This window comes from Qipengyuania rhodophyticola, assembly GCF_042493225.1.
Lineage (GTDB): Bacteria > Pseudomonadota > Alphaproteobacteria > Sphingomonadales > Sphingomonadaceae > Erythrobacter.
In genome coordinates this window covers 1,554,027-1,568,764 of sequence record NZ_CP170454.1, presented here as the reverse complement: position 1 = coordinate 1,568,764, position 14,738 = coordinate 1,554,027, and the positions used below count along the sequence as shown (strand labels likewise).

Annotated in this window: 16 protein-coding genes; 5 read left to right on the top strand and 11 right to left on the bottom strand. The window is 58.6% G+C overall.

Features of this window, described 5'->3' with window-relative positions; all coding sequences use genetic code 11:
• Window positions 1–26 precede the first annotated feature (26 nt).
• On the bottom strand, window positions 27–869 hold the full coding sequence (locus ACFCXQ_RS07415; RefSeq protein ID WP_379549291.1) for an arginyltransferase: 843 nt from the start codon (window positions 867–869) through the stop codon (window positions 27–29).
• 196 nt (window positions 870–1,065) lie between these two features.
• Window positions 1,066–2,334, bottom strand: a complete 1,269-nt coding sequence (locus tag ACFCXQ_RS07410; RefSeq protein WP_379549290.1) for a threonine ammonia-lyase — start codon at window positions 2,332–2,334, stop codon at window positions 1,066–1,068.
• A 103-nt stretch (window positions 2,335–2,437) separates the two neighbouring features.
• On the opposite strand from ACFCXQ_RS07410, the gene ACFCXQ_RS07405 reads away from it, so the two are divergent.
• The 4 genes from ACFCXQ_RS07405 (at window position 2,438) to ACFCXQ_RS07390 (ending at window position 5,792) form a co-directional block, all read left to right on the top strand.
• Entirely contained in the window at window positions 2,438–3,331 is an 894-nt protein-coding gene (locus tag ACFCXQ_RS07405) for an NAD(P)-dependent oxidoreductase (RefSeq protein ID WP_379549289.1), read from the top strand.
• Complete coding sequence (locus ACFCXQ_RS07400) at window positions 3,331–5,001, top strand: amidohydrolase (protein ID WP_379554584.1); 1,671 nt, start codon at window positions 3,331–3,333, stop codon at window positions 4,999–5,001. Before ACFCXQ_RS07405 ends, ACFCXQ_RS07400 begins: the two co-directional genes overlap by 1 nt.
• 224 nt (window positions 5,002–5,225) lie before the next feature.
• On the top strand, window positions 5,226–5,447 hold the full coding sequence (locus tag ACFCXQ_RS07395; protein WP_379549288.1) for a hypothetical protein: 222 nt from the start codon (window positions 5,226–5,228) through the stop codon (window positions 5,445–5,447).
• Window positions 5,448–5,579: 132 nt separating this feature from the next.
• Window positions 5,580–5,792 (top strand): hypothetical protein, encoded by a 213-nt coding sequence (locus ACFCXQ_RS07390; protein ID WP_379549287.1) that lies wholly within the window; start codon window positions 5,580–5,582, stop codon window positions 5,790–5,792.
• A gap of 212 nt (window positions 5,793–6,004) precedes the next feature.
• Here ACFCXQ_RS07390 and tatC read toward each other — a convergent pair whose 3' ends face one another.
• From tatC to ACFCXQ_RS07345, 9 genes are all read right to left on the bottom strand, one after another.
• Entirely contained in the window at window positions 6,005–6,850 is an 846-nt protein-coding gene (gene tatC, locus ACFCXQ_RS07385; RefSeq protein ID WP_379549285.1) for a twin-arginine translocase subunit TatC, read from the bottom strand.
• 4 nt (window positions 6,851–6,854) lie between these two features.
• On the bottom strand, window positions 6,855–7,385 hold the full coding sequence (tatB, locus tag ACFCXQ_RS07380; protein WP_379549283.1) for a Sec-independent protein translocase protein TatB: 531 nt from the start codon (window positions 7,383–7,385) through the stop codon (window positions 6,855–6,857).
• Between the two features lie 20 nt (window positions 7,386–7,405).
• Window positions 7,406–7,651, bottom strand: a complete 246-nt coding sequence (gene tatA, locus ACFCXQ_RS07375; protein ID WP_379549281.1) for a twin-arginine translocase TatA/TatE family subunit — start codon at window positions 7,649–7,651, stop codon at window positions 7,406–7,408.
• Window positions 7,652–7,731: 80 nt separating this feature from the next.
• Window positions 7,732–8,373 carry an SMC-Scp complex subunit ScpB gene (gene scpB, locus ACFCXQ_RS07370; protein ID WP_379549279.1) on the bottom strand — a complete coding sequence of 214 codons (642 nt, stop codon included), beginning with the start codon at window positions 8,371–8,373 and terminating at the stop codon, window positions 7,732–7,734.
• Window positions 8,370–9,173 carry a segregation and condensation protein A gene (locus tag ACFCXQ_RS07365; RefSeq protein WP_379554582.1) on the bottom strand — a complete coding sequence of 268 codons (804 nt, stop codon included), beginning with the start codon at window positions 9,171–9,173 and terminating at the stop codon, window positions 8,370–8,372. Before ACFCXQ_RS07365 ends, scpB begins: the two co-directional genes overlap by 4 nt.
• Window positions 9,174–9,205: 32 nt before the next feature.
• Window positions 9,206–10,228 (bottom strand): beta-N-acetylhexosaminidase, encoded by a 1,023-nt coding sequence (gene nagZ / locus ACFCXQ_RS07360; RefSeq protein ID WP_379549277.1) that lies wholly within the window; start codon window positions 10,226–10,228, stop codon window positions 9,206–9,208.
• Between the two features lie 107 nt (window positions 10,229–10,335).
• Window positions 10,336–11,109: an SPOR domain-containing protein gene (locus tag ACFCXQ_RS07355; RefSeq protein WP_379549275.1), complete on the bottom strand. Its 774-nt coding sequence runs from the start codon at window positions 11,107–11,109 to the stop codon at window positions 10,336–10,338.
• A 28-nt stretch (window positions 11,110–11,137) separates the two neighbouring features.
• Window positions 11,138–12,886, bottom strand: a complete 1,749-nt coding sequence (argS, locus tag ACFCXQ_RS07350; protein ID WP_379549273.1) for an arginine--tRNA ligase — start codon at window positions 12,884–12,886, stop codon at window positions 11,138–11,140.
• Window positions 12,887–12,990: 104 nt separating this feature from the next.
• Complete coding sequence (locus tag ACFCXQ_RS07345; RefSeq protein ID WP_379549271.1) at window positions 12,991–13,653, bottom strand: hypothetical protein; 663 nt, start codon at window positions 13,651–13,653, stop codon at window positions 12,991–12,993.
• An 85-nt stretch (window positions 13,654–13,738) separates the two neighbouring features.
• Between ACFCXQ_RS07345 and ispH the strand changes: the two genes are divergently transcribed.
• Window positions 13,739–14,734 carry a 4-hydroxy-3-methylbut-2-enyl diphosphate reductase gene (gene ispH / locus ACFCXQ_RS07340; RefSeq protein WP_379549269.1) on the top strand — a complete coding sequence of 332 codons (996 nt, stop codon included), beginning with the start codon at window positions 13,739–13,741 and terminating at the stop codon, window positions 14,732–14,734.
• Window positions 14,735–14,738 lie beyond the last annotated feature (4 nt).

Here is a 14,738-nt window from a genome sequence, read left to right as displayed (position 1 = left end):
CGCCGCATGCCAGCCTGCGCGGCTGGTTATTCGCTAATGCGGTAGTCTGCCGGTTTGCCGTCCTTGCTGGGGCAGTCGCTCGGTTCGCGGTGTTGCTTGGGCGCAGTTGCAGCGCTGATGAGGCGAGATTGCTCGTCCTCAGGCATGCGCTCCCAACCACTGCGGGTAAGCCGCTCAAGCGGACGGAAACGGACTTTATATTGCATCCGGTCCGAACCATCGACCCAATATCCAAGATAGACATACGGGAGCCCGCGTTCCGCCGCGCGCCGGACGTGATCGAGAATAATGAAATTGCCAAGTCCGGCCCGGTCCTCGTGGTCGGGGTCATAGAAACTATAAATCATCGACAGCCCGTCCCCCTGAAAGTCAGTGAGACACGCGCCAATCAATCGGCCGGGCTCAGACCCAATTCCCGGCTCGCGATATTCGATCACATAGCTGGAGACTGGGGAATGTTCCACCATGTCGGCAAAATCAGATTCTTCCATCGCGGTCATACCGCCGCCGGGGTGCCGGACATCGAGATAACGCTGGAGCAGTTCGAATTGCTCAGCCGTTGCCCATGGGCGGCATTCCGTGATCACCACATCGCTGTTGCGCTTCTCGAGCCGTTTCTGAGTGCTTGATGGCTGAAATTCATTCGCGACAACCCGCACCGAAACACAGGCCTGACAATCAAGACAGCTTGGCCGGTAAGCCACTGTCTGACTACGCCTAAACCCGATACGCCCAAGGGCCTCGTTCAATTCATCCGCATTTTCTTCGCGCAATTCTGTAAACACCTTGCGCTCGCTCTTGCCCGGCAAATAGGGGCATGGCGCAGGCGCAGTCACAAAGAAGCGGGGGAAGCGAATTGGGGCCGACACGGCTGCGGATTTTACCTCGTGTTTGACGACCAGAAACAAGTGCTGATCGGCTGTGGTGTGTCCGACTATATGCAGATCAGAGCCAAAAGGTAAAAGTCTGTTAACTACAAATGATGATAATTTTTCGACTAGCGTATGTGGAAATACGTAGATTCAGGGTGTTGCTTGGTTAACGCGGCGCATTTTTTGGGCCTGCTTAGGCCATCTCAACCAACTGCGCCTGATAGCCATTTGCTCGCAGTGATTCGAGCAGCGAATCGAGCTGCTGCTTGTCGCGGGCTTCGCATTCAATGTCGGTAATCAGGCCTTTGGCCGGCAATGACGTGAAAATGCGCTGATGGTAGATCTCGATTATGTTGACATTGTGCGTGTCAAACTCACCCATCACCTTGTACAGCGCGCCGGGCCGATCCTGCAGCCGCACGCGGATCCGCGCCAGCCGCCCGCTGCGGGCAAGATCGCGCAGCAACACATTAGCAAGCAAGCGCGTGTCAATGTTTCCGCCGCACAACACCAGCCCGATGGTCTTTCCCTTGAATCGTTCAGGATTGGAAAGGATCGCTGCGAGGCCCGCTGCGCCCGCTCCCTCGACCACAGTCTTCTCGATCTGCAGCAGCAGAGAGACCGCATGCTCAAGGTCGGTTTCCTCCGCCAGCAAGATCTCATCCACCCGGTCGCGGATGATCTCGCTAGTGAATGCGCCAGGTTGCTTGACCGCGATTCCCTCTGCCAGCGTATCGCCGCCACAAGGAAGGCCATCATCCTTCATGGAATTATACATCGAGGGGAACAGCGCCGCTTGCACGCCGACAACATCAATTTCGGGAGCCTGCGCTTTGGCGACAGTGGACATCCCCGAGATGAGCCCTCCCCCGCCAATCGGGACCACCAAACAGTCCATGCTGTCCGGCCCGTCCGCAAACATCTCAAGCGCGACCGTTCCCGCACCAGCAGCGACATGCGGGTGATCAAACGGTGGAACAAATGTCAGCCCGCGTTCTACCTCTAGCTCGCGCGCATGTGCATTGGCCTCGTCAAATGTCTCGCCATGCAGGACCACATTGCCGCCAACGCTTTCAGTCTGCATGATTTTGACCGTCGGCGTTGTGCGCGGCATCACGATCGTTACAGGCACACCAAGCCGCGTGCCATGATAGCTAAGACCCTGACTGTGATTGCCAGCCGAGGCTGCGATCACGCCGCGCGCGCGCTGCTCCTCCGGCATGAGCAACAGAGCGTTTAGCGCGCCGCGCTCCTTATAGGCGGCCGTAAACTGCAGGTTTTCAAACTTCAGCCAGATTTCCGCACCGGTGATCTCAGAAAGCGTCTGAGAATGCATCATCGGCGTACGAACGACCTGCCCCTTAATCCGCTCAGCAGCTGCGCGAACATCATCAAGAGTAAGCTGATCCACGGCGAAAACTTGTGCGTCGCTTGGTTGAGTGGCGGTTGGGTTAGTGCTCATCTGACGGGCGTTAAGGACCCCGTATGATTTACGCAATGCGTTACGCAGCTTTGGGCGTTAAAGACTTTGCGCCGCGATAGCTTTGCCCTACCCAGCCATTTCTATGACAGAAACACTTTCAATTGCATTTCTTGGGCTCGGCGTAATGGGTAGCCCCATGGCGCGGCATTTGCTTAGCGCGGGGCACCGCGTCACCGTTTACAATCGCACCGCCAGCAAGGCTGAGGCATGGCTGGAAAGCACGGCAAACGAGAGAGCGGTAAGCGCGTCCACCCCGGCTGAGGCGGCGGCTGGCCAGGACATAGTGATCAGCTGCGTGGGCAATGACCAAGATTTGGCCGAAGTGCTGTTTGGCGAGAACGGCGCGCTTGACGCCATGACGCCGAGCAGCCTGTTGATCGATCACACCACCGTTTCGGCGGGCATGGCGCGGCGCGTCGATGAAGCTGCGGCCATGCTCGACATCGGCGCACTGGACGCACCCGTCTCCGGCGGACAAGCGGGCGCGGAGAATGGCGCGCTGGCTATCATGTGTGGCGGGAGCGAAAAGGCGATGTCCCGCGCAAAACCTGTTATGCAAGCTTATGGCAAAACCATCATCCATGTCGGCGCGGCGGGGGCTGGCCAGACGGCGAAAATGGCCAATCAAATGTGTATTGCCGGAGTGCTGGGCGGATTGTCAGAGGCTATCCGCCTCACTCAAGCGGCTGGCCTCGACACAGACCGCACCTTGCAGGCGATTTCCGGCGGCGCAGCGCAAAGCTGGCAAATGGAAAACCGCTGGCCCACCATGGTGGAGGGCGAGTTCGATTTCGGCTTTGCTATCGATTGGATGCGCAAGGATTTGGGCTATGCGCTCGACGAAGCGCGCAGGCTTGGCCTATCCGCACCAGTCACAGAAATGGTCGATAAATTCTACGCCGAATTACAAGAGGCAGGCGCAGGCCGCCAAGATACCAGCGCGCTGATCAAGCGCCTGCCAAAGGGGAACCCATGATGACTATTCGCGCATTCGCGACCTTCGCCGCGCTGGCTCTGCCCGCACTTGCTCTGCCAGCTCCGGCACTCGCCGATCAACTGGTCGAGAACGTCGAAGGTGTGCGGATCGATGAAGAGGGCAAAGTCGACCGCTTCAACGCGCTGTGGATTGGTGATGATGGCCGTATCAAGGGTGTGCTAGACCGCGAAGATGAACGCCCGACAGATATCGACTTCCAGATTGACGGTGAAGGCCGCGCGCTCATTCCCGGGCTGATCGACGCGCATTTGCATGTCATGGGAGTGGGTTTTGGCGCGCTCACACTTGATCTCTCAGACACCACCTCGCTTGAAGAAGCGCTCGCGAAAATTGCTGAGTTCGCCCGCGAAAACTCGTCGCGGCCATGGATTCTGGGCGGAGGCTGGAATCAGGAAAAATGGGGTCTTGGCCGCTTTCCCACCGCCTCAGAGCTCGACAGTGCCGTTGCTGACAAGCCAGTCTATCTGACCCGCGTTGACGGCCACGCAGGCTGGGCCAATAGCAAGGCGATGGAAGTCGCCGGTGTGACCGAGGCGAGCACAAGCCCACCGGGCGGCCGGATTGAACGCCTCGAGGGATCACGCGCGCCATCCGGCGTATTCGTCGATGCGGCTGAAAGCTTGGTCTATAGCGCCATTCCCGCGCCGCGCCCGGCTGAACGTGATCTGGCGCTGGTAGAGGCGCAGAAAGTGCTGCATTCTCAAGGGATCACAGCCGCCGCCGATATGGGGACCACAATTGAAGATTGGCAGACCTATCGCCGCGCTGGCGACCGGGGGAGCCTCACGCTGCGGATCATGGCCTATGCTGGTGGCGCGGAGGCGATGGAGCTCATCGCAGGGAGCCGCCCAACGCCGTGGCTTTATGATGACAAATTGCGCCTCGGCGGGGTAAAGCTCTATCTCGACGGCGCTCTAGGCTCACGCGGAGCCTGGCTCAAACGTCCTTATGCAGACGATCCCGGCAATATCGGCCTGCCGCTGATGACGCCTGCGCAACTGCGCAACACTCTAGTTCGCGCCGCCGTTGGCCGGTTTCAACCCGCTGTTCATGCCATCGGAACCGCTGCAAATGCTGAAGTCCTGAACGCTATTGGCGAAATTGCCGAAAGCTACCCCGGTGACCGGCGTTGGCGGATTGAGCATGCGCAGATTGTCGACGTGGCGGACATCCCCAAATTTGGCGAGCATGGCATCATCGCATCAATGCAACCGGTTCACCAAACCTCAGATCGCACCATGGCTGAAGCACGCATGGGGCTTGATCGACTAGGCGGTGCCTATGCGTGGAAAAGCATCGCGGGCGTGGGCGCTCGCCTAGCCTTCGGCTCTGATGCGCCGGTCGAATCGGCTGATCCTTTTGCTGGGCTCGCGACCGCATTCACCCGTACCGATGCGAATGGCGAACCCTTCGGCGGGTGGCTCCCTCAAGAACGTGTAGCCCGCGCCGATGCACTGAAAGCCTTCACCGCTGATGCGGCTTTCGCGGGCTTTGCCGATGGACGTTTTGGCAAACTGGTGGTGGGTGAGCGGGCAGATTTCCTGTTCGTTGACCGCGATCCAATGCTCGCAACACCGTCTGAGCTGCGCCAGACCAAGGTGCTTGAGACCTGGGTTGGAGGCAGCCAAGTCTTTTCCGCAAAGAAGTGAGCCCGCCCAGCCGGAAACGCGCTACCAAGATGTAAATTGCGACGAGCCGTTCTAATCATACGACCCGCGGAAAATACTTAAGTGGAATAGGAAGTTGCGTTAATTGTTCGTCAACACGCATAGCGCTAGAGGACACCTGATAGTCGCTACAGGTCCACACTATAGCGATAGAAATTTGTGACAAATTTGCGCAGGTATGCTGCGTATGAAGGGACTGAGAGAAGATGCGCAAGCTGGCTATTTACGCTGGAATTGCAGGATTGATCGCGGCGCCATTGACCGCGCAGCAATCTGATACAAGTGCGGCTAGACAGTCAGCGCCAGTATCAGATGAAAGCGACATCGGCGGCCAGAACAATTTGATCTTCCTTTTGGGTGTTGCAGCGGTTGCCGCTGCGGTAGCATTCCTTTCCGAAGATGGAGATGATGCGCCAATAAGCGCGTAAATTTAGAGATTTAGATGGCGCGAAGGCGTCACTTAGATGAATTCGTTTTGAATGTTTTTAATGTTGCATCGCCGAAGAGCTTTCCCTAAGGGAAATCGTGATGAGGCGAGAAAACGCTCTCAAAGGAGACTAATGATGAAGTTCCGTGTTCTTGCTGCAGCTGCTGCAGCTTCGACAATGGCTGTTGCACCTGCTGTAGCTGCTGATCGTGCCGCTGACCGCGCAGAAGGCGAGTCAGAGCTGGGTGGTGTTTCAACCATCGTAGCTATTCTGGCTGCTGCTGCTGTAATCGGTGGTATCGTGATTGCTGCTGACGGCGGTAGCGACAACCCAATCAGCGCCTAATCCCGCTGACGAGATTTAGAAGAGGGCGGTGCCGCGAGGCGCCGCCCTTTTTCGTGCACGCCTCTCAGATTAGGCCTGCCATATGGCTAGGTGGGACATATTCGCTGCACTCAAGGAATTCATCCCCCGTCTGCTGCAAGCAGATTGCTGGCTGCAATTAGCGACATGCACATCAACCAACGAACGATGAAATGCCGCGCCACCGCACTCACTTAACTCAGTGAGATACCATCCTGATCCGGCGGCGTATCATCGGTATCATTGCTTAATGCGCCATCTTCGCTAGCGCTATCATCAACGTCTTCACTAGAGAGGCCTCGCTCGCTGAAACGCATCAGCAATAGCGACCCTTCGAACAGCAGAACCAGCGGAATTGCCAAGAGCAACTGCGACCCTGGATCAGGCGGGGTGATGATCGCGGAGATCGCGACAACCAGAACGATGACATAGCGGCGCGCCCCAGCGAGCTGCGTGCGAGTGACAATGCCCGCACGGTGGAGCAGCAAAAGAAGCACGGGCAGCAGGAAACTAATCCCGAAGGCGAGGATAAACTGCATGACCAAGCCGAGGTATTCATTGGCTGCCGGAAGCGCTTCGATCTTGAGACCGCCTGCCTCACCTTCAAAGCTCAAGAACCACGCAAACGCGGTGGGCATCACCACATAATATGCGAGCGCAGCACCCGCTGTAAAAAGTAGCGGTGTAGCAAGAAGAAACGGCAAGAACGCCTTCTTCTCCCGCGCATACAGGCCCGGAGCGACAAACGCCCAAAGCTGGTTAGCGATGATCGGGAAACTCAGACAAAAGCCCGCAAACAGCGCAACTTTCAGTTCAACGAAGAACACCTCGTAAAGCTTGGTGAAGATCAGCTGGCTTCCCCCTTCCGATGCCTCTCGCAGCGGCTGGATCAGAAAGCCAAGAATGGGCTCGGCAAAATACAGGCAAATCCCGAAAGCGATCATCAGTGCAAAGACACTGCGCACAAGGCGGGTGCGCAGCTCGATCAAATGGTCGATCAGCGGTGCCTGAGTCTCATCAATGTCGCGGATAACGCTCACGGGCCTAGTCCTTGCCCGACTTTTTCGGAGGCACTGGCGGATCAGCCAGAGGAAGCTGTGGCTCCGAAGTCGATTGTTGTGGGCCTGGCGCAGCCTCCCCGCCATGTTCGGGCGCTTTTTCTGGTGCAGCGCGCTTGATCGCGGCCTCTGCCGCCGCATCGGGGCTCGGCGTTTTCGTATCCCCTTCGCCGCCAGGAGAAACGGGTTTTGGCGGAGGCATTTGGGTCGCCTGCATCTCTTTATCTGCTGCAATATCCGCTGGATCAGCTGCCTTGTCAGGGCGCCCAGCGTCACTCTGTTTGGCAGATTTCGCCATAATATCGGCGTTGCGCTGCTTCCACTCCTTCTCCGCGTCTTCCAACTCCGCCTCGCGGATCATCGCATCAATGCCAGTACGAAATTGAGTAGAGATACGCCGCGCCTTGCCCATCCATTGGCCGGCCGTGCGCAGCGCACGCGGCATCTCCTTGGGCCCGATCACCATAACCGCCACCGCGACAATGAGCAGAAGCTCGAACGCGCCGATATCAAACATGCGCGCGGGCGCCTTTCGTCTTAATTCGTTGAGTCAGTCGACTTCGCTTCGACAGAACTATCGGCAGGCGCTGCGTCTTTCGCGCTTGCTTCAATCTGCGGGGCGGGCTTTGTCGATGACTCAGCCGTCTCGTCCTCATTCATGCCCTGCTTGAAGCTTTTGATACCTTTGCCAAAATCGCCCATCATTTCGGAGATCCGGCCGCGGCCAAACAGCACCAGAATGACGATTGCAATGATGATAAGCTGCCATGGTCCGAGCGACATGAGAGGTACCTTTCCGTTCTTCTTAACTACTATATAGGCGCGATGACGGCGTTACGCCAGTCAAGAGCTATGCGGTCCCTTTACGAAGCTTCGCTTGCATCTTCGTGAAGATCGCCGCTGCTTTCTTCGCCATCGACAGTTTCAGGCTCGTCATCATCGCCCATCAATAAGTCATAAGCATCGTCGACGGGCTCAAGCAAACCAGTTGCGCGAAGCTCAGAGATGCCAGGTAAATCCTTGCGCGAGGTGAGACCGAAGTGATCGAGAAACTCTGGCGTGGTTGCATAAATCGTTGGCCGCCCGGGGACTTCGCGGCGCCCCGCGATTTTGACCCAGCCGGCTTCCATCAAAACGTCCAGCGTCCCTCCTGATGTCTGCACGCCGCGAATGGATTCGATTTCCGCCCGGCTCACTGGCTCATGATACGCGATAATTGCCAGCACTTCGGTTGCGGCTCGGCTGAGCTTGCGAAGTTGCTCGCGTTCGCGCCGCAAGAGATGCGCAAGATCTGGCGCGGTCTCAAAATGCCAGCGTTTGCCGCGCTCGACCAGATGAATGCCACGTTCCGAATAATGCTCGGCCAGCTCGCTTAAAGCATCGCGCACTTCACCCGCGGGCGCATCGCCGAGATAGCCCGCCAAAGCTTCCGCTGTCATCGGCTCTTCTGCGGCGAACAATGTTGCCTCAACGGCGCGGATTAGGTCACCAAGCTGCTCGCTCATCCGCGCGCGCTTTCTCGCATCCTGCGAATTTTAAGAGGGCCAAAAACCTCATCTTGTGAAAGCTCCGCTTTACCCATCCTCGCAAGCTCGAGCGTCGCGACAAAACTCGACGCCATAGCTGAGCGGCGCAGCTGCGCATCAGCATGTGGCGGCAGAAAGTCCTCGAGAAGCATCCAATCGAGCGTCACTCCGAGCATGGCGGAGACCCGGTCAAGCGCGCTGTCCAGCGTCATCACCGGACGCTCGCGGACCATATGAACAGCAGGCGCGGTGCGCGCTTTCACTTGGCCATAGGCTTCAATCAGCGCAAACTGATCGCACTGCCACCGCGTGCGCCGGTCAATCCGCAGGCCTTCTGGCGCACCTCGCGCAAAGATATCCCGGCCAATCCGATCGCGCGCCATTAGCCGCGCCGCCGCCTCGCGCATCGCCCCAAGACGCTGGAGCCGGAGTTGCAGCTTTAACGCCAGCTCTTCCGCAGAGGGTTCGTCCTGCTCATCCTTGGGCAGAAGCATGGAGGACTTCAGATATGCCAGCCACGCGGCCATGACGAGGTAATCCGCCGCCAGCTCCAGCCGAAGCGCCTCCGCTTGCTCAATATAATCGAGATATTGATCAACCAGCGCGAGGATCGAAATCGAGCGCAAATCAACCTTTTGCCGCCGCGCAAGGTCTAGCAGCAGGTCAAGCGGGCCTTCCCAGCCATCCAGCTCCAGATAGAGCGCATCATCTTCCGCGCGCTCTGCGGCGATGCCGGCCCATTCCGCGTCAGAGTTCGCCGCGAGGTCCGATGGGTTCATTTCCCCGCCTTCAAGCATCAGGCCATCTTCATTCATGCGGCAGCCTCCGAAGTGACTTGGAGGAGTGCGTCACGCTTGGCGATGAGCTCGGTCACATCGACAGCGTCTGGAGGCGCGCCCATGGCATCCTCGACACGGGACAGCCGCGCGCGTGCCGCGTCCGATATCTCAGCCAATGCGTTCACAATCCCGTCCATATCATCCAGCTTGGCCCAGCAATTGAGCACCAGATCGCAGCCCGCCTCGATAGAACGCGCAGAGCGCTCTGGGATGGTGCCTTCAAGCGCTTCCATATCAATGTCGTCAGTCAGCAGCAGACCGTCAAAACCAATCTCGCCGCGAATGACATTCTCAATAATGGTCTTGGAAAGCGTGGCTGGGTTCTCTGTGTCCCACTCGGTAAACAGCAGATGGCCGGTCATGCCGATCAGCGCGGTGTTCAGCGCGCGGAACGGTGAAAGGTCAGTCGCCAGCTCCTGAGCGCTCGCGGTGACCGTCGGCATTTCCTTATGCGTATCGCACATGCTCCGGCCATGGCCCGGCATGTGCTTAATGCATCCGGCCACCCCGCCCCGCTCAAGCCCGTCCAGAATAGCCCGGCCCAGAGCCGCAACTTGCATTGGTTCGCTGCCCAAAGCGCGGTCACCAATCACATCATGCGCGCCCGGCTGGCGCACGTCCAGCGGCGGATGGCAATCGACTGTAATCCCGACCTCACTCAGCTCCAGCGCGAGCGCCTGAGCATTAACCCGCGCCGCTTCAATCGCGCTGGCGGGAGCAATTTGATATAGCTGGTCGAATACTTCGCTAGCTGGAAAGGGTGACCAGATCGGCGGACGAAGGCGCGCAACACGCCCGCCCTCCTGATCAATGCAGATGAACAGCTGATCCTTGCCATGCAGCTCGCGTAGTGCGTCCGTCAGCGCCCGAAGCTGAGCCTTGCTCTCGCAATTGCGGGCGAACAGGATGTAGCCCGCAGGATCGCACGCCTTGAAGAAAGCGCGTTCATCGGCAGTAAGCTCAGTGCCGGAAATCCCGAAAATTGCGGGTGTCATGCGAGGAAGCGTCGCAGTCTTAGAGGGCTTTCGCAAGCGTATTGCCCCCGCGATATGTGGAAATTAACGCAAGCGGGACTCGTTCTATCGCAGCAAGGCCGCACCACTCATTTCACCAAGCAGGGAAGACCATCTGCCTTGAGCGCATTGCACAAGCGATTGGCCGAGGCATTATCGCCTGCCGCCGCCTGTAGACGGTACACCGTGCCAATATCTGCTTGCCCTCGAACGATGCGATATTCGACACCGGACAGCACCGCCGTTTGACGGATCAGAGCATTCCACCCTGACTGGGCAGCCTCGCGGGTCGGGAATGCGCCGACTTGAACCGCCGTACCCCTCGGCGGCGCAGTTTCGCGCCGGCTCGCTGTACGGGTCGGGGCAGCGCTTGGCGTGGCCACGGGAGCAGTCGGCGTTGCGGCGGGTTCTTGCGTGGCCGTGTTATCCTCTGCGCTATCGCCTGTTTCCGGCCCAGCCGCTCCAGCAACGCCCTCTTCGGCAAGACGCCCTTCTCTTGCCTGGCCTTCGCCCACAGCGAAGCTGGTATCGCCGGTTCCCTCAAAGGTTTTGCCGCCCTCGTCTTCAGGGCGCGTCTTGAAAGGCTCCTCGGGGGCCGCGATCAGAGAACCATCCGCCTCTGGCCCGCCGCCAGTGCCGCGATTGCTGACCCACCAGATAGCGCCAACAATCACCACAAGCGCCGCCAGCATCAGAAGGCCAATCCCCAACAAGCGCGATGGGTCAAAGGCCGCAACCTCTTCCTCATCATCGGATTCCAGCCAGGGAAGGTTCTCCTCCCCATCGTCAAAGCCCAGCTCGACGCTGTCATCCGCATCCGATGGATCGAACGTGTCATCCTGATTACTGCCCCAACCGCTCATTTGCGGCACTCCCTTTTGACTGCTGGCTTTACATTTCTTCGACGGCTTCGACGCCCAGCACGCCAAGGCCATTGCGGATGATTTGCCCGATTTGCTGGGCCAGGAACAGGCGTGCGCCGGAAACTGTCTCATTTTCGGACTGAATGATCCGCTTTGAGGGGTCATCATTGCCCGCGTTCCAGTAAGAATGGAAGGCTGCGGCAAGATCGCCAAGATAAAACGCGACCCGGTGCGGCTCGCGTGCCTGCGCCGCAGCCTCGATCAAACGCGGGAATTGCGCCGCCTCACGCACCAAAGCAAGATCCTCGTCCGCCAGCTCGGCAATATGATCCGCCGATGGCGCGAGACCTTCTGCCGCCGCTTTGCGCATGGTCGATTGGATCCGCGCATGGGCATATTGCAGATAGAACACCGGGTTCTCGCGTGAGGCCTCGACCACCTTGGCGAAGTCGAACTCCATCTGCGCCTCGGGCTTGCGGGTGAGCATGGTGAAGCGCACCACATCCTTGCCCACTTCCTCCACCATGTCAGCGATGGTGATGAAATTGCCTGAGCGTTTGGACATCTTCGCAGGCTCGCCGTTGCGCATCAGCTGGACCATTTGCACCAGTTTCACGTCAAACGGCACATCGCGCCCCGCCCCTTGCGTGAGTGCAGCAACCGCAGCCTTGATCCGCTTGACCGTACCCGCGTGATCCGCGCCCCAGATGTCGATCATCGCATCGGTGGTTTCCGCCTTCTGGAAATGATAAGCGAGGTCCGCGCCAAAATAGGTCCATTTCCCGTCCGACTTCTTGATTGGTCGGTCCTGATCATCACCAAACTGGGTGGAGCGGAACAGCGGCAGCTCCACCGGCTCCCAATCTTCTGGCGGGGCCTTGCCCTTTGGCGCTTCGAGGACGCCATCATAGACGAGGCCCTTCTCGCGCAGCCAAGCTTCGGCCTCGGCTGGCTTGCCCGCCGCTTGCAGCTCAGCCTCGGACGAGAACAGATCGTGATGAATGCCCAGCAAAGCGAGGTCTGCCTTAATCAGCTCCATCATCGCCGCAACCGATGCTGTGCGGAATTCGGCGAGCCATTCGCTTTCATCAGCGCGGGTGTATTGGTCGCCAAATTGCTCAGCAAGCGATGCGCCAATTGGCTTCAGATAATCGCCGGGATAGAGCCCCTCTGGGATCGCGCCAATATCTTCGCCAAGCGCCTCGCGATACCGCATATGCACCGAGCGCGCGAGCACATCGACCTGACCGCCCGCATCATTGACGTAATATTCGCGGATCACGCTGTGTCCGGAAAATTCGAGCAGGCCCGCGAGAGCGTCGCCCACCACCGCGCCGCGGCAATGGCCCATATGCATCGGGCCGGTCGGGTTTGCCGAGACATATTCGACGTTAACCCGCTTGCCCTCGCCCATGGAGGAGCGGCCGTAGTGCTCGCCTTGCTCGGCAATCGCGAGCAGTTCGCGCCGCCAAACATCCTCGGTGAGGCGCAGATTGATGAAGCCTGGCCCTGCGATTTCCGCCGAAGCGACGTCATCATCATTCTCAAGGTGCGCAACGATTTTCTCGGCCAGCGCGCGCGGATTGCTCTTCGCCTGCTTGGCAAGAACCATCGCCGCATTGATCGCAAGATCACCATGCGCCGCATCGCGCGGCGGCTCTACCGCGACATTGGCCCGGTTCGTATCACCCGGGAGCGTGCCGTCGCTCACCAAAGCATCAAGCACTCTATCAAGTTTCGCCGCAAATCCGGCATGGAGCGTTTGCATATCGATCATCCACAGTCATTGTGAGCCAATAGCCCTAAGGCCCGCCATCGCGGGGGTGCGCCCGAATTTCAAGAGCACACTTTGCCTAAATTGGGTTCTGAAGAGAGGCTGGTTTAGCGGGTTGCGTTGTAAGCGAGCTGCTGCTCAGTCAGCTGAAAGCCAATGAGCAGCTCAAAAGTCGCGCGTTGCACAGCTGCCCTCACCGCTGGGTCTGCCAGCGGATCGAGCGCTGCATCCGGGTCACCGGCCTTGCGCCTTTTTGTGATTTGTCGTCGGATATCATCGGGCAAGGTCGCATCAGCCCGGTTTACAAACGCGCCAGCAGTTGCGCTGGCTTGTGCACGCTCCTCGCCGTCAGCGAAATTGACAGTCACTGTGCCAACGCGCTTCGTCACAACCGCACTACCTCCGCGCAAGACAGTCGAAAAATAGGGGAGCTCAACGCTGCGTGCACCGCGTGTGTCTGTGCGCCGCGCCAATACATCGAAGCTTGCCTCTGAATAAACCCGCTCACCGCTTTCATTGCAGGTCGAACGGACGTTCGTGATTGCCGCCGTCACATCAAGGTCGCTCGCCAATTGCGAGCCGCTCGAGCGGAATGTCGTCATGTCCCCAGTGTAATCTGGCACGCCAACGGCCGGGCATACTGTGCGAACTGCGGTCACGCCGACGCCTTGATTGAGGACCAAGTCGCCTTCGCTGGCGCAACCAGCCAATGCAGCGCCAATCGCTAGCGCGGTCAGAGTTTGTGCAGGGCGGATAGATTTGACAGGCATTCGCTCAGATTTTCCTCGACTGTACAGTATTGTGTAAGCGAGCCAGCTCTAGCCTGCTCGCGCACAAAGCGCTAGAGGTCACCATATGAATGCGCCATTGAATACGCCACCTGAACCATCAGGGCCTGAACCGTCAGGTAGCGGCAAGCCTTGTCTCACCTTGATGATTGCCGCACCGCGCGGTTTTTGCGCAGGCGTGGACCGAGCGATTGAGATCGTAGAGCGCGCAATCGAGCGCTATGGCGCGCCAGTATATGTGCGTCATGAAATTGTTCATAACCGCTATGTCGTCGACAGTTTGAAGGCGCAGGGTGCGATTTTCGTGAAGGAGTTGGACGATGTGCCTGATGAGGCACCCGTCGTTTTCAGTGCGCATGGCGTGCCCAAATCAGTGCCTGCCGAGGCTGAGCGGCGCAACATGCTCTATGTCGACGCCACGTGCCCGCTGGTGAGCAAAGTGCACCGCCAAGCGGAACGTCAGATTGAAAAGGGTCAGCATATCCTTTTCATTGGCCATGCGGGCCATCCTGAAGTGATTGGCACAATGGGTCAGGTTCCCGAGGGGCAAATCACGCTGGTTGAAACGGTTGAGGATGTGGCCACTCTCGAGCTGCCTCAGACTGACAATTTGTCATACCTTACTCAAACCACTCTATCAGTGGATGATACCGAAGAGGTGATCACGGCTCTGACGGAGCGTTTCCCGCAAATCGTCGGGCCAAAGGCTGAGGATATTTGCTACGCCACGTCAAACCGGCAATCGGCAGTCAAAATCATCGCTCCGGCAAGCGATCTGGTGCTGGTGGTTGGCGCGCCCAATTCTTCTAATTCGCTGCGCCTTGTCGAGGTGTCAGAGCGGCTGGGCACCCCTGCAAAACTCATTCAGCGGGCCGCCGACATCGATCCGGCCTGGCTGGACGGCGTGGGCACGCTGGGCCTGACCGCAGGGGCATCAGCGCCCGAAATGCTGGTGCGCGAAGTCGTGGCCAAGCTCGCGGAGTGGCGCAATGTCTCGGAGGAGACAGTAACTGCTGCTGAAGAAAAGATGGTCTTCAAGCTGCCGCGTCAGCTGACCGAATAAGCCT